Below are 24,282 nucleotides of genomic sequence, written 5' to 3'. Positions count from 1 at the left end.
GATAGACCTTTATTTTATAAAAGTTTATCTTTTTTTATTTTTAAGAAAATAGTGGTAAGTTTTAAATTTAATTTATTTATAGAAAAAAATAATAAATAAGTGGATTATATAAATAATTTCAATAAATATAGTTTTTTATATTTAGATTTGATACTATGAAGATGATTTAAACTGAAGAATATAATCTAAATTATTATTTTAGGGGGATATAAATGAGTAATTTACCAAGTCAATTTGAAAGTTTTGCACAAGCAAGAAAAGATGGATTCTTAGCAGCTAAAGAAGTAAAAGACAGTGGAAGAAAAATGGTAGGAACATTTTGTTGTTTTACACCATCTGAGTTACCTATTGCAGCAAAAGCTGTTCCAGTAGGAGTATGTGGAGTAAGTGAGGAAGCGATTCCAGAAGCGGAAAAAATACTGCCAAGAAATCTATGTCCTTTAATAAAATCAAGTTATGGTCATGCAATAACTGATACATGTCCATATTTCTATTTTTCTGATTTACTTATCGGGGAGACAACTTGTGATGGTAAAAAGAAAATGTATGAAGAGTTAGGTAAAGTAAAACCAACTCATGTAATGCAAATGCCTAATAGAGCAACTGGAAAGCATGAGTTTAATCTTTGGAAAGATGAAATAATTTTATTAAAAGAAGTATTAGAAAAAGAATTAGACACTACTATAAGTGAAGATGATATAAAAGAAGCTATTAAAGATAAGAATGAAGAAAGAAAATTATTGAATGAGTACTATGATTTAGGGAAATTAGAACCTTCTGCTTTAACAGGAATGGAATTATATCAAGTATCTTATCAAGCGCAATTTAAGTTTGATAGGGATGAGTTAAAATCAAATTTAAGAAAAATAATTGATGATACTAAAACAAGATATGAAAATGGTGAGTGCTCTGTAAAAAAAGATGCACCTAGAATATTAATTACTGGATCTCCAATTGGTGGATGTACAAATAAAATTATTAATACTATAGAGGAGTCTGGTGGGTCAATAGTTGCTTATGAGCTATGTTCAGCTATAAGAAACAATAGAGAATTAGTAGATGAAAGTAATCCAGATGTTTATGATGCTTTAGCTAAGAAGTACTTAAATATAGGTTGTGCTTGTATGATGAATAATGACAAGAGGATTGAATTATTAGGAGATCTAATAGAAGAGTTTAAAATTGATGGAGTAATAGATGTGGCTCTTCAATCATGTCATCCATTTAATGTGGAAGGGAATAGAATAAAAGAATTTGTAGTTAATGATAAAAATATTCATTATATGGCTATTGAAACTGACTATTCTCAATCTGATACAGAACAATTAAGAACAAGATTTGAAGCATTTATAGAGATGATAGATGAGAAAAAAGCTTATTAGGATTTATATAAATAATGTAGAATAAACGTTATTATAAAGGTTTATATGAATAATAGAAAATAATAACCAATATAAAAGTTTGTATAAATAATAGATAAATAGAAAGGTTGTCAATTGAGTGAAGATGTATAGTATAGGTATAGATTCAGGGTCTGTCGCAACAAAAGCTGTATTATTTGATGGAGAGAAAGTAGCAAAAAAGATTATTATACCAACAGGTTGGAGTCCTAAACAAACATCAAAGCAAGCTTATGAGATTTTGACAGATGGAATTGATAGAGATAAAATAAAGAAGGTAATTGGAACTGGTTATGGACGAGTTAGTATGGATTTTGTAGACAAAACTGTTACAGAGATAACTTGCCATACTAAGGGAATTTTTTTCTTGAATAAAAATATTAGAACTATATTAGATATTGGTGGACAAGATAGTAAAGTTATAAATATTGATGATAGTGGAAATGTGGTTAATTTTATAATGAATGATAAATGTGCAGCAGGTACAGGAAAATTTTTAGAGGTTACTTCAAATAAACTAGGAAGTGATATAGAAAATATTGATGACTTGGCAAAAGATGCTACTCCTGAAAATATATCTAGCATGTGTACCGTATTTGCAGAATCAGAGATAATAAGTCTTTTAGCCCAAGATATTCCTAAAGAAAATATAGCAGCAGGTATATTAAAATCTATTGCTAATAAGGGAACATCAATATTAAATAAAGGAAGGTTAGAAGATACTATAGCTTTTACTGGAGGCTTAGCCCAAAGTAAAGAATTAGTTAAGATGCTCGAAAAGAATTTAAATAAAGAAATATTTATAGCAGGAGATGCTCAAATAATTGGTGCTTTAGGTGCTGCAATTATTGGATTTAAATAAGATTGTATAAATTATAATATGTAAATCAATTTGTGTAATCAAGTATAAAATTATGCAATATATAGGAGGCGCAAGAATGAATATAGTAAAAGTAAATGCTATAGGAGATAATTGTCCTATACCAGTGGTTAAGGTAAAAAAAGCAATAGATGGATTAACTGAATCAGCTATTGTTGAAGTAAGTGTAGATAATGAAATAGCTGTGCAAAATGTAACTAAAATGGTTAATCAAAAGAATTTAGAATCTACTTTTGAAAAAGTAGGTGAAAAACATTATGTTATAAAAATAGAATGTGGTGAAATTGCTGAAAAAGAGCTAACTGAGGAAGTTGTTTGTACAGTTGAAAAAGAAGAAAAAATGGTAGTAGTACTAAGTAGCGATAAAATGGGTGAAGGCGATGAAGAGTTAGGAAAGGTTCTTATTAAAGGATTTATTTATGCCATAACTCAATTAGATAAATATCCAAAAGCTGTTTTATTATATAATAGCGGTGTAAAACTATCATCTGAAGGTTCAGATTCATTAGAAGATTTAAAAGTACTAGAAGAAAATGGTGTTGAAATATTAAGTTGTGGAACTTGCTTAAATTTCTATAATTTACAAGATAAATTACAAGTTGGTAAAGTAACTAATATGTATTCTATAGTAGAAGAATTAGCAGGAGCTACTAATATAATTAGACCGTAATAAATTTAATCAATCAAAAAAGAAATAGACTAAAGTTCCATGAGTGTTAGGAATTTTAGTCTATTTTTTATTTAATTAGTTCCATCGCTATATTTACCAGTTATATGATCAATTTCTATTTTTACTACAGTAAAAGCATTGAGTGCTTTATCTATGTATTTTAAACCTTCCTCCATATGGGGATGAGAATATTTTTCTCCTATTGCAATGATTGCATCTCTTTTTTCTTTATCATTAACTATAGAGGCATGTCCAAATATTACTGCACTTTTGTAATGAGTAGTAAAATCCTTTGGAAGAATTGTTATATCAGAATTTACAAAGAAAGAAACTTTATTATTTTTAGCTATATTTTCTAATTTATGACCGCTATTAGAACAGTGGAAATATATACAATTATTATGATAAACGTAATTTACAGCAATACCATAAGGATATCCATTTTCACTTATAGTTGATAATATTCCTTCTCTTCCATTTTTTAATACTTCTACTGTATTTTCCTTACTCAACTCTCTTTTTTTCTTTTTAATATCTTTAAACATAAATCCTCCTTAAATATTTTTAAAATATGGTAATTAAATTATATCATAATTGATTTAATGATAGTGCGCTTATGGTGTTATATGGAGTAGAATGATATTAATGATATAATTAAATAGGGGGTGTTATGATGGAGAAGATAATTAGCAAATTAAAAAACATACAGGGTGATGTATCTTTTTATTATAAAAACTTAACAACAAATAATACTATTGGATATAATGAAGAGAAAATTATGTTGGCAGCCAGCGTTATAAAACTTACAGTTTTAGTAGAAGCTTTTAAACAAATAAAAGAAGGTAAGATTAAAAAAGAAGAATTTTTTATAACTTGTGAAAGAGATAAGGTACCCTCTTGTGGAGCATTAAATTATATGAGAGAAGATTTAAAGGTAACTTTGGAAGATTTGTATGTGCTTATGATAATTCTTAGTGATAATTATGCTACAAATATGTTAATTGATAAATTAGGCATTGATAGTATTAATAAAACCATAAAAGAAATAGGACTAAAAAATACAGTTCTTAATCGTAAAATGTTTGATACTGAAAAGGCAGCATTAGGATTAGAAAACTATATAAGTGCAAGTGATGTGGGATATTTATTACAAAAAATGTATAATAAAGAGTTAATTGATGAAAAAGCTAGTGAAGAAATGATAAGCATTTTAAAAAATCAAAGGTTGAATGGAAAAATGCCTTTCTTCTTACATAGTCTTAAACCTAAAATTGATATTGCACATAAAACAGGAGAAGATACTAATATTACTCATGATGTAGGAATAGTGTTTGCTAAGGAGCCATTCATAGTATGTTTTTGTGGGAACAATGTGAATGTTCCTGAGTATGAAAGACTTATACAGGATATTACTTATGATTTATATAACAAAATAGTTCAAGAATAATAAATATAAAGATATGTTTTTTAGGAGGAAATAAGTGAAGATAGTTGATTTTCATTGTGATACCATATCACAATTATATGATATTAGAGAAAGTGGAGAAAATATAAATTTAAAACAAAATAGATTACACTTAGATATAGAAAAAATGAAGAAAAGTGATTATATGATTCAAGTATTTGCATCCTATGTAGACTTGGGAAGTAACAATAGGCCTTTAGAATCTTGTCTTAGTTATATAGATTTACTTTATGATGAAGTTGAAAAAAATAAAGATGATATTGGAATAGCTTATACTTATAAAGATATATTAAGTAATATTGAAAACAATAAGATGTCAGCATTATTATCCATAGAAGAAGGTGGAGTTTGTAAGGGTAATTTATCATTGCTTAGAAATTTTTATAGACTAGGTGTAAGAATGATGACCTTAACATGGAATTATGAAAATGAATTGGCTTACCCAAATGGCCATTTTTATAATGAAGAAAAAAATGAAAGAAAAGGTCTTAAAGAAAAAGGATTTGAATTTATTAATGAGATGGAGAGTTTAGGAATGATTATAGATGTTTCTCATTTATCAGATGATGGAATTTATGATGTTTATAATAATACCAGCAAGCCTTTTATTGCTAGCCATTCCAATGCTAGAAATATATGCTCTCATCAAAGAAATTTGACTGATGACATGATAAAAAAAATTGGAGAAAGAGGAGGGCTTATAGGTGTCAATTTCTATTCTTCTTTTTTAAATAATAATTATAAATCTAGTGATATTAGCAAGATTGAAGATATTATTAATCATATTAAATATATCTCTAACATTGGTGGGATAGACTGTGTGGGAATTGGTAGTGATTTTGATGGGATAGATTGTCCTTTAGAATTTGAAAATGCATCAAAGATGCAGTTAATTTATGATAAAATGAAGAATTCAGGTTTCAAAGAAGAAGATATAGAGAAGGTATTTTATAAAAATGCTCTAAGATTATTTAAAGCATTGCTATAACGAGATGGCTAGAGTAAACAAAGTGTGTAACAGAAAAAGTCTATGTTTTAATTAATATATTAGAACATAGACTTTTTAAATTTATCGACAGTAGGACTTATTTGAGACATGAAGGACTGAAATTTTTGTTATGCATGTAAATTTACTTAGTCAAATTGAGTAAAAAAATAGAAAATATTATATAATTATAGATAGATAAAAATGAAATTTTTAGGAAAAGGTGATTAAATGAAATATTTATTCCAAGAAGTTGACTTAAATAAGAAGAAAGAAAAGATAATTAACATATATGAAAACATAATAAAAGAAAATAAATATAGATCAAAAGATATACTTTTTTTAGTACCAAATGGAATTACTAAATTAAGTTATATGAGAGAGATAAATTTTCCTCATAGTGAGGAATTAAAAATTAGAACATACAGTCACTTTGTTCAAAGTGAGTTGATAAAATATTGGCCTATTATAGAAAATAATTGTGAAAAAATAAAAGTAAATAAAATAAGCCCTTCTTTTATTTCTCAAAGCTTAAGTGAATATATGATTATTAAATATATAAATAAGACAAGAGAAGAAGAAAATTATTTTGATGATATAGTGGGTACAAATAAAAGTATATGTAGAAATATATTAGATAATTTAAACAAAAGCTGTTTTAATAATATAGATATTAATAATATAGGAGAAAAAATATATAATTCTAAGAAAAATAGAAATGATTTAAATAGATATTCATATACTCAGATGCAAGAAGTTATAGATTTTTATGTGGAAACTTTATTATCTAATGGGATAATTGATAATTCTATAGCTGTATATTTATACAACAACTATTTATTAAACAATGAAGATTATAGAAAAAGATTGAAAAAAGAATATAGATATTTAATTGTAGACAGTTTGGAAAATGCCAGTGTTAGTGAATGTAATTTAATTGGAGAAATTTTAAATGAGGTAGAGTGTGGATATATTTTTTATGATAAAAGTAAAGACTATTCTTCATTTAAAAATGTGGATATAGCCTATATAGAAGAAAATATAGTAAAAGAGCATTTTCAAAAAGAATCTTATGATTTAGAAACAATACGTATTAAATCTTTGTATAAAGAAAATCAAAGTATAAAACTGGAAGATGGGTATCATTTATATGATGAAATGATAGAAGGTGTGACAGAAAAACTTTTACAATTAATGAAGGAAGGTAAAAATTTAAGAGATATTGTTATAATTTCACCTATAAATAACTCTATTTTAGATTACAAAATATGTAATAAATTAAAAGCTAACAAGATAAAAGTAGCTAACACCAAACTAGATAATAAAATTATTGATCATCCTTATGCCAATGCTTTAGTTGTGGCTACTTGTATTTTCTACAATTTACAATATTTAATAAAAGAAGAAGAATATATAAATTTCATAGAAGTCTTATTTGATATAAATAAGATAAAAGCTATCAAAATGTTTAACAAAAGACATGAAAATGAAGAATATAAAAACTTAATTGAATATATTAAAAACAAAGAAAAAGATAATTTGAGGATAAGTGAGTTTTTATTACAATTTTATATAGAAAAAATGCTTCATCTTAAAGATGGTAAGAAAAATGTGGAATTTTGCAAGGATATTATAAAACAAGGTGATATTTTTAGTGAAATACTAGAAGAATTAAATATAGAAGAAAAATATGAAGTGTTTGTAAAGTGCTTAAAAGATAATATAAATGATTACTATGTCTCTGCAGATATTGAAGATATGAAAAATAGTGACAAAGTAATTATTACAACACCGTATACATATATAAGTTCAAACATAAATAGAAAAATACAATTATGGATAGATGTGGGAAGTAATGCTTGGAATATGAAAATAGAAAAAGATATTGCAAATCCATTAGTTCTTAGAAAATCTTTTCATGAAAAAGAAATTTATAGTGATGAAATGGAAGATAGAAATAAAAAATATTATCTATATAATTTAATCTACAACTTATTATTAAATAGCGAGAAAATATATGCTTTTAAAAGTGAGTATAGTGTAAATGGATTTATGCAGGAAAGCATGCTATATGGCCTTTTATTAAAGCTTTTGAATAAAGGAGAAATAACTAATGAGTAGTATAAATTACAGAGAGGACCAGCTTCCTATAATTCAGTATGAAGGTGGGAAAATGGCAGTTCCTGCAGTGCCAGGGGCTGGTAAAACTTTTATAGTTACAAATTTAGTAGCAAAACTTTTGGAAGAAAATAGACAGGGTAAAGGAAAGGTACTTATCTTAACTTATATGAATAGCGCGGTAAACAACTTTAAAGTTAGGATAAAGAAAATTCTAGAAGAAAAAAATATAGAGGATAAAAACTCTTATGAAGTAATGACCATACATTCTTTGGCTGTGAAAATTATAAAAGAAAAGCCGGAAATAGTTATGTTAAATGAAGATTTTAACATAGCAGATGATTTACAAAAAACTATAATTCTTAGCGATTGTATTAATAATTTTAAGTTAAATGGGGGAGAAAAAGCATTTAGATTTTTTGTGAAAGAGCAAAAAGATCCAACGTGGGCAGATAGACAGTTAGAGGCTTGGGATAAGGGGTTTTATGATTTAGTTCAAAATACCATAAGTGAACTTAAATACAAAGATATTACGCCACAAAAACTAAATGAATATATGAAAGAAAATCGCAGAGGTATTTTAAAAATAATTCTTCCTATCTATACTGAGTATGAAAAAAAATTAAAATCCAATGGATTATTGGATTATGATGATATGTTGATTTTGGCATATAAAGCCTTAAGTATTGATGAAGATTTAAAAAGAAAATATCAAAATAAATATCAATATGTATTTGAAGATGAGTGTCAAGATTCAAATGAAATTCAAGGAAAGATAATAGGGCTTATTTGTGAAGAGCATAGTAATCTTGTAAGAGTTGGGGATATAAATCAAAGTATAACAGGAACTTTTTCTTCATCAGATCCAAAGTTTTTCAAAGATTTTATAGAAAACAGTGACTGTTGTTATAGGATGGATATGTCCAATAGAAGCTCAAAAGATGTAATAAGTCTTGCCAATGAATTAGTAAGATATGTAACTCAAAATTTACAGCCAGAGTGTAAGGATGCTTTGGAAGATATGGATATTAAAACAGTTCCTACAAATAGAGGATACAAAGAAAATCCTCAGCCCGATAAATATCAAATTAGCTATAAATATTATGAAACCTTTGACAAGGAAATAGAACAAACAGTAAAATTTGTGAGAAATATTAATAAAAAATACTCAGATAAAAGTATAGGTATATTAGTACCATACAATGACCATATCAATTTAGTTGCAAAAGAACTTATAAAAGAAGATTTAGAATTTGAAGAGCTAGGACCTAATTCTCTTAGAAAAAGAAGAGTCATAGATAATATTGCGTTAATAATAGATTTTATACTCAATTGTGACGACAAAGAAAAATTAATAGAAGTATTAGATAAAGTTTATATAAAAACAGATAACAAAGAAGGAAAAAAAGATTTTGTACAATTATTAAGAGAAGAACATTTAACTGTGGAAAATCTAGTATATGATCATGAATGTTCAAAAGATATAATAATAGATACGGATAGTGATTTATACCAAAGTTTTTTATATGGAATACAAAATTTGAAAAATATTATAGAATATCCTTTAACTAGAATAGACAAGCTGATTCTTTTCATTGGAGACAGTATGACAATTGAAAAAGAAGAAAGAGCAATAGTAGACTATTTGGCCTTTTATGTTAAATATTTATTAGCAGAAAACAACAGTATAAACCTACAACAAATATATAACTTACTAAGCGACAGGAAAAATAGAGTTTTTAGTTATATAATAGAAGTTGTTAGTGAAATCAATGGATATGAACCATTACCTGGAAGTATAACTGTGTGTAATTATCATAAATCAAAGGGATTAGAGTGGGATTGTGTATTTTTATTGGGAATGACGGAATTTAATTTCCCGGACAATATTTATCAAAAATTTCAATGTGATAAATGGTATCTAAAAGAAAAATACAAAAATCCAGAAGCAAATATAAAAGCAGAAATAGATTTTATCTTAAATGGTGAAGTAACTAAAAATTATTCAAAAGAAATTAAAGAAAGTCTTATAAAAGAAAAAATAAGACTTTTATATGTGGGAATAACAAGAGCAAAAGAGATGCTGATTTTGTCTGCCAGTGCAAAAAATTCTTCTACAGACAAGAAAAAACAAAATCCATCTATGTATTTGAATATACTAAAAAGTATTATAGATAAGAAAGGAGAATGATTAAATGAATGAGAAATTAAAATATTTTACATATAGTCAAAACTCTCTAAATACTTATAAATCATGTCCTTTTAAGTTTAAATATAAATATATAGATAATATAAATTGGAAACATGATGATTTAGGTAGTAGGGAATATTATGACAGCTTAAAATATGGAAGAGATTTTCACTTATTGTGTGAAAGATACTTCTCCAATATTCCCCTAGGAAAATGTGAAGATAAAAATTTTAATAAATGGATAAGTAAAATAAAAGATTTGTTGCCAATTGAAGAGGACAATATATATTTGCCAGAATATGAAATAAATTTAAATGGACAAAAAATTGTGGCAAAGATTGACTTAGTAATAATAGAAAAGGATAAAATAAGTCTTTGGGATTGGAAAACTGAAAATCAGGAAATTACATATAAAAATGCACTTAATAGAATACAAAGTGTGGTTTATATGTTTTTAGCTGAAGAAGTAATAAGAAAAAACTTTTATTCAAATTATAAAATTGAAAATATAAGTATGAATTATTATCAGCCAGCACTAGAAAACAAACCAGTGACTATAAATTATAATGAAAAACTTCATGAAGAAAACAAAATGAAGATTTTAAATATTATTGATAATATAGAAAATGCAGATTTTAATAATGAAAACAGTATAAATAAAAATACAAGTCACTGTAAATACTGTGAGTTTAATAAGCTTTGTAACAGTGAAACTGTAAATTATGAAATTTTGGAGGAAGACATTTATGGGTCTTAGGTTTGTATTAGGTAAAGGTGGAATAGGAAAAACAACCTTTATGCTAAATGAAATAAAAAAAAGAGTACAAGACAACGAAACTAGTCCTGTAATTCTTTTAGTTCCGGAGCAATACTCATTTGAGATGGAAAAAAATATGTCTAAACTTTTCCAAGGAGAAGAAAAGGACAAATATTTAAGAAGTAGAGTGCTAAGTTTTAAAACCATGAGTAGTATCGTATTTTCAAAGGTGGGAGGACTTACTGATGTTAATATAAACTCCAGTGGAAAGGCTATGATTATATATAAATCAATAGATAAAATTAGTAATGAGCTTAAAGTCTATGGAAGATCTTCTACACAATCTGGTTTTGTAGGTTCTATAACAGATATGATATCAGAATTAAAACAGTATAATGTATCACCAGATATGTTAGAAAATATAGCAGGAGAAATAGAAAATGAAACTTTAAGATATAAATTAATGGATATTGCCAAAATTTATGGGGAATTTGAAAAAAATCTTCATGAAAATTACGTAGATTCTCAAGATTTGTTAACATCTTTAGGTGAAAAATTACAACAATGTGATTATTTTAAAGATGCTTATATTTATATAGATGAATTTACTGGTTTTACACCAAATCAGTACAGTATTTTAAAAGAATTATTAAAACAAGCTAAAGAAGTTTATATTTCATTAACTATAGATTCTTTAACTCAATTTACATATTCAAAAAATGATGCTTTTTCAAGAACTAAATATACTTATGAAAAGCTATATAAAATTGCAGCAGAAGAAGGAGTAAAAATCCATACTAATATAAACTTAAATGCTGAAAATGTAAAAAGATTTAATGGAAATGAAGAATTACAACATTTAGAGGCTTTTTATCATGCATATCCTTATAGAAAATATGAAAAGGAAACGAAACATATAAAAATTAAGGAATTTAATAACTTATATGATGAAGTGGAGCAAGCGGCAAAGGATATAGTTCATTTAGTTAGAGAGAAAAAAGCTAGATATAAGGATATAACTGTGGCCACAAGGGATTTAAATAGATATGATTTCTTAGTGCGCTCAATTTTTAAAGAATATGAAATTCCAAACTTTATAGACTCTAAGAGAGAAGCCAAAAGCAATCCTATTATAGTTTTAATTCTTTCTGCACTAGAAATGAGAAACAGAAGATATTCTTATGAGACAATGTTTAGATATTTGAAAAGTGGACTTATAGGTGTAAATGATGAAGACATAAGCTTACTTGAAAACTATGTACTACAAAATGGAATTACAGGTAAGAAGTGGTTTGAAGAAAAATGGGAGTACAAAGTTAATCAAAATTATTTGGCAGAAGAAAGCGAATTTGATTTGGAACAAAAAGAAAGAATCAATGAAACTAGAAATCAAATATTAGAGCCAATTATAAAATTGCAAAATAAACTTAATAAGAAAAATAAAACTGTAAGGGAAATTTGTACTTATGTGTATGAATTTTTATTGGATATTAATATAGAAGAAACTTTAGAATCTTTAATTAATAACTTCAATGAAAAAGGTGATTTGGAAATTGCTAAAGAATACTCACAAGTTTGGCAGATAGTAGTAGATATATTTGATCAAATGGTGGAGTTGATGGGGGATGAAAAAATATCTTTAGATAAATTTATGAAGGTAATAAGTTTAGGATTTGACGAGTATGAGCTGGGACTTGTGCCTCCAAGTATGGATCAAGTTTTAGTAAGTTCTGTAGACAGAATGAAAAACTCCAACACAAAACACCTTTATTTAATAGGAACTACTGATGGTATATTCCCACTGATTTCAAAGGAAAGCGGCCTTTTAAGTGATAAAGACAGAAATTCTTTAGGTGAAAAAGGTATAGAAGTAGATATAGATAGTAAGACAAAAACTTATGAAGAACAGTTTTTAGTTTATAAGGCATTAACTTATACAAGTGAAAACTTAACAATAAGCTATCCCATATCAGATCATGAAGGAAAGACTTTAAGACCTTCTATAATTGTATCTAGACTAAAAAAGATATTCCCTAATATTAACATAAAAAGTTATGTGCTAAAAGATTTGGATAACTCTACAGATACAGCTTTAGACAATATAACAGTAAAAGCACCTACTTTTAATGAACTAATTAATGCTATTAAAGAATTTGAAATTAGAGGAAATATTAATGAAGTTTATTTAGATTTATATAGATATTTCCTAAGTGATGAAGAATATAAAAATAAGTTGGAGAAAGTAGTAAGGGGATTAAGTTATACTAACCAAGTAGAAAAAGTAGAAAGAGAAAAAATTAAGCAATTATATGAAAATAAAAACTTAAGTATTTCCAAGCTAGAAAGATATGCTCAGTGTCCATTTTCATATTTTATTCAATATGGACTAAAAGCACAGGAAAGAAAAGAGTATTCTTTCACAGCACCAGATTTAGGTTCCTTTATACATAATATACTTGATATTTTCTCCAAATCCTTAAATAAAGATAAGCTAAACTGGCATGAGATAGATGAAGACTATATTAGAAGCAGAGTATCTCTTATTGTAGATGAAATGGTAAGTAAAATACCTGGATTTATCTTGAATTCTTCTGAAAGATACAAGTATTTGGCATATAGATTGAAAAAAATGCTAGTTTCAGCAATTAGTATTATTTCAATGCAAATAAAACAAGGAAACTTTGAACCTGTTGACTATGAAGTTAGCTTTAGAAAAAATGGTAAATATCCACCTATAAAAATAGTATTAAATGATGGTCAGGAAGTAACCTTAGTTGGTCAAATAGATAGAATAGATGAGTTGGAGAAAGAGGACAGTAAATATATACGTATTATAGACTATAAATCAGGAGATAAATCTATCAACTTAACAGAAGTTTATTATGGATTACAATTGCAGTTATTAGTTTATTTAGACGCAATTATAGACAGCGATAGACATAAAAAATCGAACTTAAAACCAGCAGCTATTCTTTACAACAGAATAGATAACCCTATTGTAAGAAGCAACGAAGATCAAAAAGATGCTGTAATAAATGAAGAAATATTAAAGAAACTTAGAATGAATGGACTTGTATTAAAAGACGTGGACATAATCGGTGAAATGGATATGTCTCTTAAAGAAGGAGAGAGAAAAACTTCTTTAGTTATACCAGCCAACTTTGACAAAAATGGAAATATAGGTAGATATACTAAAGGTGTTACAGAGCCAGAATTTGATATATTAAGAGAATACGTAAAATATGAAGTAAAAGAACTTTGTGAAAGAATGGTAGGAGGAGATATAAGTATAATTCCATGTAAAAATAAAAATGGAACATCTTGTGATTTCTGTACTTATTCATCAATCTGCCAATTTGATCCTTCAATAAAAGGAAATATGTATACCATACTTAACGATAAAAGCGATGAAGAAGTTATCAAACTAATGGAGAAGGAGGTTGAAAAATAGTGAGCTCACCAAAATGGACTGATGAACAACAAGCAGTAATAGATAGTAGAGATTGTAATCTATTGGTAGCAGCAGCTGCTGGTTCGGGAAAAACAGCAGTATTAGTTGAAAGAATAATACAAATAATAACAAGTAAAGAAAAACCTGTAGATATAGACAGTTTACTAGTAGTTACCTTCACCAATTCAGCAGCAGCGGAAATGAGAGAGAGAATTGGAGATGCCATAGGTAAGGCATTGGAGAAAAATCCAGAAGATAGTCATTTACAAAATCAGTTAGTGCTTTTAAATAAAGCTAGTATAACTACAATACACTCCTTCTGTTTAGAGGTTATTAAATCAAACTTCCATAAAATTGACTTAGATCCTAATTTTAGAATAGGTGACGAAACAGAGTGTACTATTTTAAAGTTAGAAACAATAGAAGAAATTTTTGAAGAATTTTATGAAGAAAAAGAAGATGATTTTTATAAATTAGTTGAAAGCTACAGTGAAAAAAGAGGAGATACTAATTTACAACAAATGGTACTTAGCATTTACTCTTTTGTAATGTCTTCACCTTATCCAATGAAATGGTTAGAAGACAGTGTAAATGATTTTAATGTAGATGATGATTTTGATTTTTCCACATCAAAATGGGCAAAAATTATTTTAGATACTATAAAAATTCAAGTTAACGGTATAGTTAAAAACTTTGATAAAGCGCTAGAAATGGTGGAAGGAATTGAAGAATTAGAAACTTTTACCGATAAATTAAAAATAGAGTATAACATGATAAAAAGATTACTGGATAGTTGTGATAAAGATTGGGAAGAAGCATATAGAGCAGCTATTTCTTTGGAATTTGAAAACTATGCAAAAGGAGTAAAAAGAATTCCCAAGGGAGCAGAGGAGTATATAAAAGATGCTAAAGATAAAGCTAAAAAAATTAGAGATGATGCAAAAAAATCTTTAGAATCTATACAAAGCTCCACATTTAATAAAAATATTTCTGCTTTAAACAAAGAAATAGAAATGTTATATCCTATAGTAAACTCTTTAAGTAAAATACTTAAAAGATTTATTGAGCTATATAGTGAAAGAAAAAGAGAAAAAGGAATAATCGATTTTAATGATATTGAACATTTTGCCTTAGATATATTAATAAAAAAAGATGAAAATGGAGATTTTTTAGAAGACCAACAAGGCAAAGCTATGGGAAGTGATATAGCTTTAGAGTACAGAGATAAGTTTTATGAAATATTCATAGATGAGTACCAAGATTCAAACTTTGTACAAGAAGTTTTACTTTCAACTATAGCAAAAATTGAAACTCCAAATAGATTTATGGTTGGAGATGTTAAGCAAAGTATTTATAGATTTAGGCAAGCTAAGCCAGAAATTTTCTTAGACAAGTACGCTACTTATGGTACGCAAAAAGGTGAAAAAAATAGAAAAATAATGCTTTATAAAAACTTCAGAAGTAGAAAAGAAGTTATAGATAGTTGTAACTATGTTTTTGAAAATATTATGAGTAAAAACATAGGTGAAATTGAATATACAGAAGCTGAGGCATTAAACTTAGGGGCTTCTTTTAAAGAAAATTTAGAAGAAAAAGTAATTGTGGGAGGACCTACAGAAATTCATCTAATGGAAAAAGCTCAAAAAACTATTGAAGAAACTCAAGATGAAGAAGAACAACCAGAAGAGGAGTTAGACAATATACAATTGGAAGCACGTATGGTTGGAAAAATAATAAAAAATTTAATGGCACCAGATGAAGAAGGAAATATACATAAAGTATATGATAAAAAGCTGGATGATTATAGAGTTGTAGATTTTAAAGATATAGTGATTTTGCTTAGAGCCACATCTGCATGGGCCCCTGTATTTGCTGATGAATTAATAAATATGGGAATACCAACTTATGCAGATACAGGAATGGGATATTTTGATACTATAGAGATTAAGACAGTCATGTCATTTTTAAGAATAATAGATAATCCGATGCAAGATATTCCTTTACTATCTGTTTTAAAATCACCCATACTTCCTTGTACTTCATTTACACCAGAAGATTTTATAGATATTAGATTGGAAAATAACAATACAAATCTTTACGAATGTATAAGATTAATTAGTGAAAGTGAAGATGATGGAAAGAAGGAAATAAGAGAAAAATGTAGAAGTTTTTTAAGAGAATTAAAAGAATATAAAGAAAAATCTTTATATATGAGTACGGATGAGTTTTTATGGCATTTATACATGAAAAGTGGATATTATGCTTATGTGGGAGCACTTCCAAGTGGAAGTCAAAGACAAGCTAACTTAAAGATTTTATTTGAAAGAGCAAAACAGTTTGAAGAAACAAGTTTTAAGGGAATCTTCAACTTTATAAACTTTATAGATAAAATAAAAAAATCCAACTCAGACATGGGAAGTGCTAAAACTCTTGGAGAAAATGCCAATGTTGTAAGAATAATGTCTATACATAAAAGTAAAGGGCTAGAGTTCCCAATAGTGTTCTGCTGCGCCATGAGCAAAAACTTTAATACTATGGATTTTAAAAAGGATATGTTATATCATTATGAACTAGGTTTTGGACCACAGCTTGTAGATATAGATAGACGTATTTCTTATCCAAGTATTGCAAAAGAAGCTTTAAAATATAAGATGAATTTGGAAAATCTTTCAGAAGAAATGAGGATTTTATATGTTGCTTTAACAAGAGCAAAAGAGAAACTTATATTAACTGGGGCAGTAAAAGATATACCTGGAACACTAAATAAGTGGGGTAAAAACTTAGATGGTAATAATCCAGTTTCTCAGTATGATGTACTAAAAGCTAGAAATTACCTAGATTGGATTATGCCTTCTGTATTAAAACATAAGGACTTTAAGGAAATAAGAAAAGCTTATGATATAGAAACTTTATCACAATCTAATCATGAATCTAAGTGGTCTTTAGACACTTGGGAAAGAGAAGATGTAATAGTTGAAGAAAAAGAAGAAGAAACTAATATTGAAACTTTACTAAAAGAAATGGAAGAAAAAAGTATTGAAACAAATCATAAGGAAGAAATAAGTGAAAAGTTAAATTACTCATATCCTTACAAAGAGAGCGTTAAAGTTTCTGCCAGTATATCTGTATCAGAAATCAAAAAAATGCAAAGTATTCATGAAGAAGATTACTCAAAACCTTTGTATGAAGAAAAAATAACCTTAAAAAGACCATTATTTATCCAAGAAAGTGAAGCAAAAAACAAAATAAGCCCACAGGAAAGAGGTACAATAGTCCATTTAGTTATGGAAGTTCTTGATTTAAATAAAATAAATACAATAGATGAAATAAAAGTTCAAATTAAAGATTTAATTAAAAGAGAAATAATAAGTGAAAAACAATCACTAGTTATTAATCCTTTTAAAATATATAAATTTTTCAAGTCTAATATAGGGAAAAGAGCATTAGCATCACATTTTATTAAAAGAGAGCAAAGTATTTATTCTCAGATAAAAATGAACGATATTTATCTAAATAATGAAGATATTCAAAATAATAGGGAAACCTATGAAGAGGAGAGTCTAATGCTTAGAGGTATCATCGACTTATACTTTGAAGAAGATGATGAAATAGTAATAGTAGACTATAAAACAGACTATATAGATGAAGATAATAAACAAGAGGTAATAAATAGATATGAAAAGCAGTTAGACTTATATGCAGAAGCTTTGAATAAGCTTACGGGTAAAAATGTTAAAGAAAAGTATTTATATCTATTTAATATAGATGAAGAAGTTAAATTATAAAAAATTAAAGGAGGAGCCATGAAATTTATTCATACATCAGATTGGCATATAGGTAAAAATCTAGAAGGCCATTCAAGATTAGAGGAACAAGAAAAGTTTTGCAATGATTTTATAAAAATTGTTGAAGAAAACAACATAGATATGGTTATTATTGCTGGAGATGTGTATGATACTTCGAATCCTCCAGCTGGTGCAGAAACTTTATTTTATAAAACTGTTAGTAGATTAGCAGATGATGGAAATAGATGTGTGCTAATTATAGCAGGTAATCATGATAATCCAGAAAGATTATCTGCTGTATCACCTCTTGCAAAAGAGCAAGGAATTATAATTTTAGGATATCCATTAAGTAGTGCAACTGAGGAAACATATAAAGGTTATGAAATAGTGAAAGCCAGTGAGGGATGTTTAAAATTAAACATTAAGGGAGAGAAAGTAACTGTAATTACATTACCTTATCCAAGCGAAAAAAGATTAAATGATGCAATTAAAGATGTGGAGAGTGAAGAGGAACTACAAAGAACTTACTCTAACAAAATAGGTGATATCTTCAGAAATTTAGAAGAAAACTTTGAAGAAGAGAGCATCAATATAGCAGTATCTCATTTATTTGTATGTGGAGGAGATCCATCTGATTCAGAAAGACAGATACAACTAGGAGGTAGTCTTGTAGTTGATAAGCATGATTTACCACAAAAAGCTCAGTACACAGCTTTAGGACATTTACATAAGCCACAAAAAGCATCTGAAAGATTAAATGTTTATTATTCAGGATCACCACTACAATACAGTGTAAAAGAGAGGATTTATGCTAAGGGAGCAAATATAGTAGAAATACATGCAAAAGAAGAACCTATAATTGAAACTATATACTTTAATAATTATAAACCTATTGAGGTTTTCAAATGCGATGGAATAGAAGAAGCTTTAAAAGTATGTGAAGAAAATAAAGATAGAGATATATGGACTTACTTTGAGATAAAAACAGATGAAGTCATAAGTCAGGAAAATATAAAGAAAATGAAATCCTATCTAAGAGATATTATTGAGATAAAACCAATTATTACTTCTGAATATGAGGCAGAAGAAATCGACTTGAAGGAAAAATCCATGGCTCAATTATTTAGTGATTTTTATAAATTCAAAGAAAAATGTGAGCCAAGGGGAGAGCTTATGGATTTATTTTTAAACATAGTAAGCGAAGAGGGTGAAGACGATGAAACCAATTAAATTAGAACTAATGGGGTTAAATAGTTATACTGATAAGCAAACTATAGATTTTGAAAAGCTAATATCAAGAGGATTATTTGGCATTTTTGGTAATACAGGAAGTGGTAAATCTACCATATTAGATGCCATAACAATAGCTTTATATGGAGATATTTCTAGAGATACTACTGACTATATAAACTCCAGTAGTGATAAGGCAATTGTAAAGTATGAATTTGAAATAGGAAGCAGAAACAATAGAAAAAGATATTTTGTTGAGAGAACTATAAAAAATACACCAACAGGAGGAACTAAAACTTCCAGAGTACTTTTAGGCGAAATAAAAGACAATGGGGACATAAATGTACTTGCTGATAAAGTTGGAGAAGTAAAAAACAAAATTCAAGATATTATAGGATTAACTTCGGATGACTTTACAAGATCTGTAGTTTTACCTCAAGGTAAGTTTAGCGAGTTTCTAAAATTACAAGATAGAGATAGAAGAAAAATGCTGGAGAGAATATTTAATCTTGAAAAATACGGTGAAAAACTTTCAACTAAGGTTAAGATGAGAAGAAATGCAGCGAAAGAAAATTTAACTACCTTAAATGGCAAGCTTAGTCAACATGAAGGAATGACAGAAGAGTTATACGAGAAAATTAGAGAAGAACTTATTCAAGCTAAAAATCTAGAAAAAATTAAAAATGAAGACTTATCAAAAGCTGAAAAAGAATTTGAAGAAAATAAAGTGATATTTGAAGACCAAAACTCTCTACAAAAATATATAGATAGAAAATCACAAATAGATTTGAAAGAAAAAGAAATAAATATAAAAAGAGAAGAAATTGAAAGAAGTGAAAGAGGAGAAACTATTATCCCTCATATAAACGACATAAAAGTATTAGAAAAAGATATATATGAAAACTCTAATGAAGTGGAAAAATTAGAAGGAATTATAATTAATCTTAAAAAAGAAATAGATTTACTATCCATACGATATGAAGAAGCAAAGAAAGCAAAAAATGAAAAAATACCGTTATTAATTGAAGAAAAAAGTAAACTTCAAAGAGGAATAGATTTAGAAGAAAAAATAGAAGTTTTAAATACTTCCATTAAAGAGCTAAAAAAAGAAATTGATATAGATACTAAGGAAAAAGAAGATTTACAAAAATTAATAATTGATTTACAAAATCAAGTTGATATTAAATATAAAAAAATTCAAGAGAATAATAGAAATATTGAATCGTTAAATATAAGTACGGAGCTAAAAGACAATATATTTGAAGCTTATAATAAAGAAGAAGAATTGAAAAAGTTAAGTGTTGAAAAGGAAGAAAATAATAAATTATTAAAAGACGTAAGTAAGAGAATAGAAGATTTAAAATTTAAAAATATTGATGTGGAAAAAAATAAATCATTAGTAAATGAAAAATTAAAAAAACTTTTAGATCATCAGGAAACTTTAAATAGAAGTTGTCCTGGAGATAACAAGATAATATTAAGTGAAAAAGAGTATTTACATAATTTAAAATCAAGATTGGAAAATACAAAGGATTATGAAAAACAAATTAATTCTATAAAAGATGATTTAAATAAAAATGAAAAAATAAAATTTGAAAACCAAAGATATTTAAATGAGTGTAGCGAAAAATTACAAAGGATAAATAAAGTTATAGATGATTTAAAAGAGGAACAAGAAAGTCTAATATATAAAAATATGGCAGCTTATTTAAGAGAAGGATTAAAAGAAAATGAGCCTTGCCCTGTTTGTGGGTCTACTCATCATGAAAAAATTTATATCAGTGCCAATTTTGAAGAAGCCAAACTAATTGAAGAAAAAATTAAAAAACTTGAAAATGAATACAATAAAGAAAAAATAAATTGTGATGAATTAACTTTAAAAAATACAGAAATTAACTCTTTTGAAAATATAAAAAGAAAAACTTTAAGTGAGTTAGAAAGTAAGCTAGGTAATTATAATTCATCATCACTGGAAAAAGAAATAGACATAAAACAAAAAGAATTAAAAATACTAGAAGAAAAAGTATTATCTTGGGAAGATGATAGGAATAAGACAATAGAAGAAATATATAAAATAAAAGATTCAAAATATGATGTGGAAAAAGAAGAAGTAAAAATAAAAGAAAATTTAAATTTAGATAAAAAATTAAGTACTGAATTAAAAGAAAAAATAGACAACTTAAATAAAAAGTATGACAATCTTAATTTAGAATATTTAGCATTAAAATCTAAAGTTAAAGTGAATGATTTAGTATCAAGGGTAAAAGAAATTGGTGAAAATGAAAAAAAAGTTGAAAAACTAAATAAGGAAATGTCAATTTTAAATAAAGAAAAAGAAACTTTAGATAATGAACTTAAAGATAAAGATAGTTTATTTAATGAAATTGACAAGAAACTTTCTAACTTGATTCAATTTAGAGACACTAAATATAAAGAAGTAAAAAATAAGGAAGATGAGTTAAATAAAATTGCCAAGGGTGTTTCACCAGCAAAGCTATTACAATCTACTATAGATAATATTGATAGAATTACAAATAGTGAAAAAGAATTATATGAAGAGTTAACTAGTAAAAAGCATGATTTTGATGAAAATTCTAAATTAAAAAGCAGCAAAGATGGTGTATTATCTCAAGCAAAAAAACAATTAGAAAATAAAAATCAAACATTGACAACATTATTAATAGATAATAAATTTGACTGCGTTAATTCTGTGGAAAAATCTATTTTACCAAAAGAAGAAAAAGATAAATACAAAGGTGAAATAGAATATTTTGATGAAGAGACGAAATACTTAATAGTAAAAATATCTGATTTGAATAAAAAGTTAAATGGAAGAAGTATAAAAACAGAAGAGTTTGAAAATCTTCATATTTCAATTAATTCATTAAAAAATGAGATAGCTAATTTAAGAAAAAATATTGGTTCAAAGGAAAATGAGCTTAAAAATATTGAAAAATCTTTATTATCAATAAAAGAATTAACTAAAGAAGTTAAAAAAGTTGAACATGAATTATCTTTATTAGATGAGATAAATAAATTAATAATGGGTAATAAGTTTGTAGAATATGTGGCCACAAATCAACTTAAATATATTGCATTAGAAGCATCAAAAAGATTAGGTTCTATAACCAGAGGTAGATATGCACTAGAAATAGATGAAAATCTGAACTTCATAATGAGAGATAATATGAATGGTGGACAAAGAAGAAGTGTTGATTCACTATCAGGAGGAGAAACATTCTTAACGTCATTGTCTTTAGCACTGGCATTATCATCTCAGATACAATTAAAAGGAAGTAGTCCTTTAGAGTTCTTCTTCTTAGATGAAGGTTTTGGATCTTTAGATACAGAATTACTGGATGTAGTTATGGAGTCTTTAGAAAATCTTCATAATGATGAACTAAGCATAGGTATAATTTCACATGTGGAGGAATTAAAAAACAGAGTTCCAGTAAAACTTTTAGTAAGTTCATGTGATGTGGGTAGAGGATCTACAGTAAAAATAGAATATAGTTAAAATTATTTTCTTTAAAAGCCGGCCCTAAAGGGTCGGTTTTTTCATAGTAAAGAAAAAGAGGCACCTACTGGGGGAATAGTAGATGCCTTAAAAAATATATACTTATTAGGGGGAGAGATATATAATTTCCGCTCTCATATATAATTCTTTCCGTTTTTTAGAATCTTATACATTTTTTACGAAGCTCAGAAATAAATATCAACAAAGGAGTAACAACAAAATATTATTGTTATAAGAAAGACTCTGTATTAGCCTTTCTTAATTTTAATATATGTAAATATTCATAAAATGACACAAAATGATAAAAAAAACTTTTTTTTTCATGATATTTTATTTGAAGGATTTTTATTATCTATAATTAATAGAAGATATTTATTGCAAGTTTAAATTAATAAGGGACAAAATGGATATAATATTTACGATGGCTCTGTAATAAAATTTATTAATTTAAAATAATGTTAAATTATGCTATAATACTAAGTAATATAAAAATATACAAGTAGGAGCGTGGTAAAGGTTGGATAGTTCGACCGGTAGTTTGTTTCAAATAATTTTATTAGTAATTTTGTTAATAGGGTCAGCATTTTTCTCTGCATCTGAGACAGCATTAATGTCACTTAGCAGAATTAAAATAAGACATATGAAGGAAGATGGAATTAGAGGCGCAAAATTAGTAGGTTCTTTAATAGAAGATTCAAATAGATTGCTTACATCCATATTAATAGGAAATAACATAGTTAACATAGCAGCAACATCTATATCTACTTCATTATTTATAACTATATGGGGAGCACAAGGTGTGGCTATAGCTACAGCTTTGATGACTGTATTAGTATTAGTTTTTGGAGAGATAACACCAAAAACTGTATCAGCTAATACTCCTGAAAAAGTAGCATTAATGGTGGCTAAACCAATTAAATTTTTTATGATAATATTAAAACCAGTGGTGGCAATTTTTAATGTTATTACAAAGATAATATTTAAACTTCTTGGTGTAGATGATCATGGTGTAAGACCATTTATTACAGAAGAAGAGTTAAAAACTATGGTAAATGTAAGTCATGAAGAAGGCTTATTAGAAATAGAAGAAAGAGAAATAATCAATAATGTTTTTGAATTTGGTGATATGCAGGCAAAAGAAGCTATGGTTCAAAGACTTGATATTGTAGCTATTGATACAGAAGATAGCTATAAAGAAATAATAGAATTATTTAAAACAGAAAAAATAAGTAGGATGCCTGTATATGAAGAAACAATTGATGATATTATAGGCATATTAAATATAAAAGATGTAATATTCTTAAACGATGATGAAATAGATAATTTTGATATAAAAGAATATGTTAGAGATCCTTTCTTTACTTATGAATTCAAGAAAATTACGCAACTTCTTGAGGAAATGAAAAAAGATAAAAGCCAAATGGCCATTGTAGTAGATGAGTACGGTGGTACAGCAGGTTTAATAACAATAGAAGACTTAGTAGAAGTTATAGTTGGTGACATTGAAGATGAATACGATGAAGAAGAAGATGAAATCCAAGTAATTAGTTCTAGTGAATACCTTGTTGAAGGAAGTACTAAAATTAGTGATGTAAACGAAATCTTAAATATTAACTTAGAATCAGATGAATTTGACTCTATAGGTGGATATATCATAGGATATATCAAACACATACCAGAGGAAAATGAAGTTATAGAAGTGGATCATGTTAAATTTAATATAGAGTCAGTAGATAAAAATAGAATAAAGAAAATCAGAATAATGATATAACAAATAAAGCACTGTTCTAAACAGTGTTTTATTTATATTTTGAACAATATGAGTTTTTGTAT

General features: G+C 26.9%; 14 protein-coding genes. 13 read left to right on the top strand and 1 reads right to left on the bottom strand.

What is annotated here, in order from left to right; translation table 11 throughout:
* The first annotated feature begins 212 nt into the window (after nt 1-212).
* From TVTCOM_RS17125 to yedF, 3 genes are all read left to right on the top strand, one after another.
* On the top strand, nt 213-1,382 hold the full coding sequence (locus tag TVTCOM_RS17125) for a double-cubane-cluster-containing anaerobic reductase (protein WP_434797465.1): 1,170 nt from the start codon (nt 213-215) through the stop codon (nt 1,380-1,382).
* Nucleotides 1,383-1,506: 124 nt separating this feature from the next.
* Entirely contained in the window at nt 1,507-2,262 is a 756-nt protein-coding gene (locus TVTCOM_RS17120; RefSeq protein WP_434799763.1) for an acyl-CoA dehydratase activase, read from the top strand.
* 76 nt (nt 2,263-2,338) lie between these two features.
* Nucleotides 2,339-2,950: a sulfurtransferase-like selenium metabolism protein YedF gene (gene yedF, locus TVTCOM_RS17115; protein WP_434797464.1), complete on the top strand. Its 612-nt coding sequence runs from the start codon at nt 2,339-2,341 to the stop codon at nt 2,948-2,950.
* A 71-nt stretch (nt 2,951-3,021) separates the two neighbouring features.
* Here the strand turns inward: yedF and TVTCOM_RS17110 are convergent, their stop codons facing one another.
* Nucleotides 3,022-3,495, bottom strand: coding sequence for a pyridoxamine 5'-phosphate oxidase family protein (locus TVTCOM_RS17110; protein WP_434797463.1), 474 nt, complete (start codon nt 3,493-3,495; stop codon nt 3,022-3,024).
* 128 nt (nt 3,496-3,623) lie between these two features.
* On the opposite strand from TVTCOM_RS17110, the gene TVTCOM_RS17105 reads away from it, so the two are divergent.
* The 10 genes from TVTCOM_RS17105 to TVTCOM_RS17060 all read left to right on the top strand — a co-directional run bounded on the left by TVTCOM_RS17105 (nt 3,624) and on the right by TVTCOM_RS17060 (nt 24,220).
* The gene (locus TVTCOM_RS17105; RefSeq protein WP_434797462.1) at nt 3,624-4,397 is read left to right on the top strand and encodes a serine hydrolase; all 774 of its coding nucleotides are present in this window, start codon (nt 3,624-3,626) and stop codon (nt 4,395-4,397) included.
* Between the two features lie 34 nt (nt 4,398-4,431).
* The gene (locus TVTCOM_RS17100; protein ID WP_434797461.1) at nt 4,432-5,403 is read left to right on the top strand and encodes a dipeptidase; all 972 of its coding nucleotides are present in this window, start codon (nt 4,432-4,434) and stop codon (nt 5,401-5,403) included.
* A 228-nt stretch (nt 5,404-5,631) separates the two neighbouring features.
* Nucleotides 5,632-7,521 (top strand): hypothetical protein, encoded by a 1,890-nt coding sequence (locus TVTCOM_RS17095; protein WP_434797460.1) that lies wholly within the window; start codon nt 5,632-5,634, stop codon nt 7,519-7,521.
* The gene (locus tag TVTCOM_RS17090; protein ID WP_434797459.1) at nt 7,514-9,709 is read left to right on the top strand and encodes an ATP-dependent helicase; all 2,196 of its coding nucleotides are present in this window, start codon (nt 7,514-7,516) and stop codon (nt 9,707-9,709) included. The genes TVTCOM_RS17095 and TVTCOM_RS17090 overlap by 8 nt, the downstream gene beginning before the upstream one ends.
* 4 nt (nt 9,710-9,713) lie before the next feature.
* Nucleotides 9,714-10,466 (top strand): PD-(D/E)XK nuclease family protein, encoded by a 753-nt coding sequence (locus TVTCOM_RS17085; RefSeq protein WP_434797458.1) that lies wholly within the window; start codon nt 9,714-9,716, stop codon nt 10,464-10,466.
* Nucleotides 10,456-13,917, top strand: a complete 3,462-nt coding sequence (gene addB, locus TVTCOM_RS17080) for a helicase-exonuclease AddAB subunit AddB (protein WP_434797457.1) — start codon at nt 10,456-10,458, stop codon at nt 13,915-13,917. Before TVTCOM_RS17085 ends, addB begins: the two co-directional genes overlap by 11 nt.
* Nucleotides 13,917-17,702 carry a helicase-exonuclease AddAB subunit AddA gene (gene addA, locus TVTCOM_RS17075; protein ID WP_434797456.1) on the top strand — a complete coding sequence of 1,262 codons (3,786 nt, stop codon included), beginning with the start codon at nt 13,917-13,919 and terminating at the stop codon, nt 17,700-17,702. The genes addB and addA overlap by 1 nt, the downstream gene beginning before the upstream one ends.
* Nucleotides 17,703-17,720: 18 nt before the next feature.
* The gene (locus tag TVTCOM_RS17070; RefSeq protein WP_434797455.1) at nt 17,721-18,932 is read left to right on the top strand and encodes an exonuclease SbcCD subunit D; all 1,212 of its coding nucleotides are present in this window, start codon (nt 17,721-17,723) and stop codon (nt 18,930-18,932) included.
* Nucleotides 18,919-22,449, top strand: coding sequence for an AAA family ATPase (locus tag TVTCOM_RS17065; protein ID WP_434797454.1), 3,531 nt, complete (start codon nt 18,919-18,921; stop codon nt 22,447-22,449). Before TVTCOM_RS17070 ends, TVTCOM_RS17065 begins: the two co-directional genes overlap by 14 nt.
* Nucleotides 22,450-22,987: 538 nt before the next feature.
* The gene (locus tag TVTCOM_RS17060) at nt 22,988-24,220 is read left to right on the top strand and encodes an HlyC/CorC family transporter (RefSeq protein ID WP_434797453.1); all 1,233 of its coding nucleotides are present in this window, start codon (nt 22,988-22,990) and stop codon (nt 24,218-24,220) included.
* Nucleotides 24,221-24,282 lie beyond the last annotated feature (62 nt).

Origin of the sequence: Terrisporobacter vanillatitrophus, assembly GCF_051148895.1 — a bacterium.
Classification (GTDB): Bacteria; Bacillota; Clostridia; order Peptostreptococcales; family Peptostreptococcaceae; genus Terrisporobacter; species Terrisporobacter vanillatitrophus.
Note: the sequence above shows the minus strand (reverse complement) of the source record. Positions and strands in the feature narration are given on the sequence as shown.

Coding starts and splice junctions, on each gene's coding strand:
- TVTCOM_RS17105 (WP_434797462.1), top strand. CDS start 3,624: ATGGAGAAGATAATTAGCAAATTAAAAAACATACAGGGTGATGTATCT.
- TVTCOM_RS17110 (WP_434797463.1), bottom strand. CDS start 3,495: ATGTTTAAAGATATTAAAAAGAAAAAAAGAGAGTTGAGTAAGGAAAAT.
- TVTCOM_RS17120 (WP_434799763.1), top strand. CDS start 1,507: ATGTATAGTATAGGTATAGATTCAGGGTCTGTCGCAACAAAAGCTGTA.
- yedF (WP_434797464.1), top strand. CDS start 2,339: ATGAATATAGTAAAAGTAAATGCTATAGGAGATAATTGTCCTATACCA.
- addB (WP_434797457.1), top strand. CDS start 10,456: ATGGGTCTTAGGTTTGTATTAGGTAAAGGTGGAATAGGAAAAACAACC.
- TVTCOM_RS17090 (WP_434797459.1), top strand. CDS start 7,514: ATGAGTAGTATAAATTACAGAGAGGACCAGCTTCCTATAATTCAGTAT.
- TVTCOM_RS17095 (WP_434797460.1), top strand. CDS start 5,632: ATGAAATATTTATTCCAAGAAGTTGACTTAAATAAGAAGAAAGAAAAG.
- TVTCOM_RS17125 (WP_434797465.1), top strand. CDS start 213: ATGAGTAATTTACCAAGTCAATTTGAAAGTTTTGCACAAGCAAGAAAA.
- TVTCOM_RS17070 (WP_434797455.1), top strand. CDS start 17,721: ATGAAATTTATTCATACATCAGATTGGCATATAGGTAAAAATCTAGAA.
- TVTCOM_RS17085 (WP_434797458.1), top strand. CDS start 9,714: ATGAATGAGAAATTAAAATATTTTACATATAGTCAAAACTCTCTAAAT.
- TVTCOM_RS17065 (WP_434797454.1), top strand. CDS start 18,919: ATGAAACCAATTAAATTAGAACTAATGGGGTTAAATAGTTATACTGAT.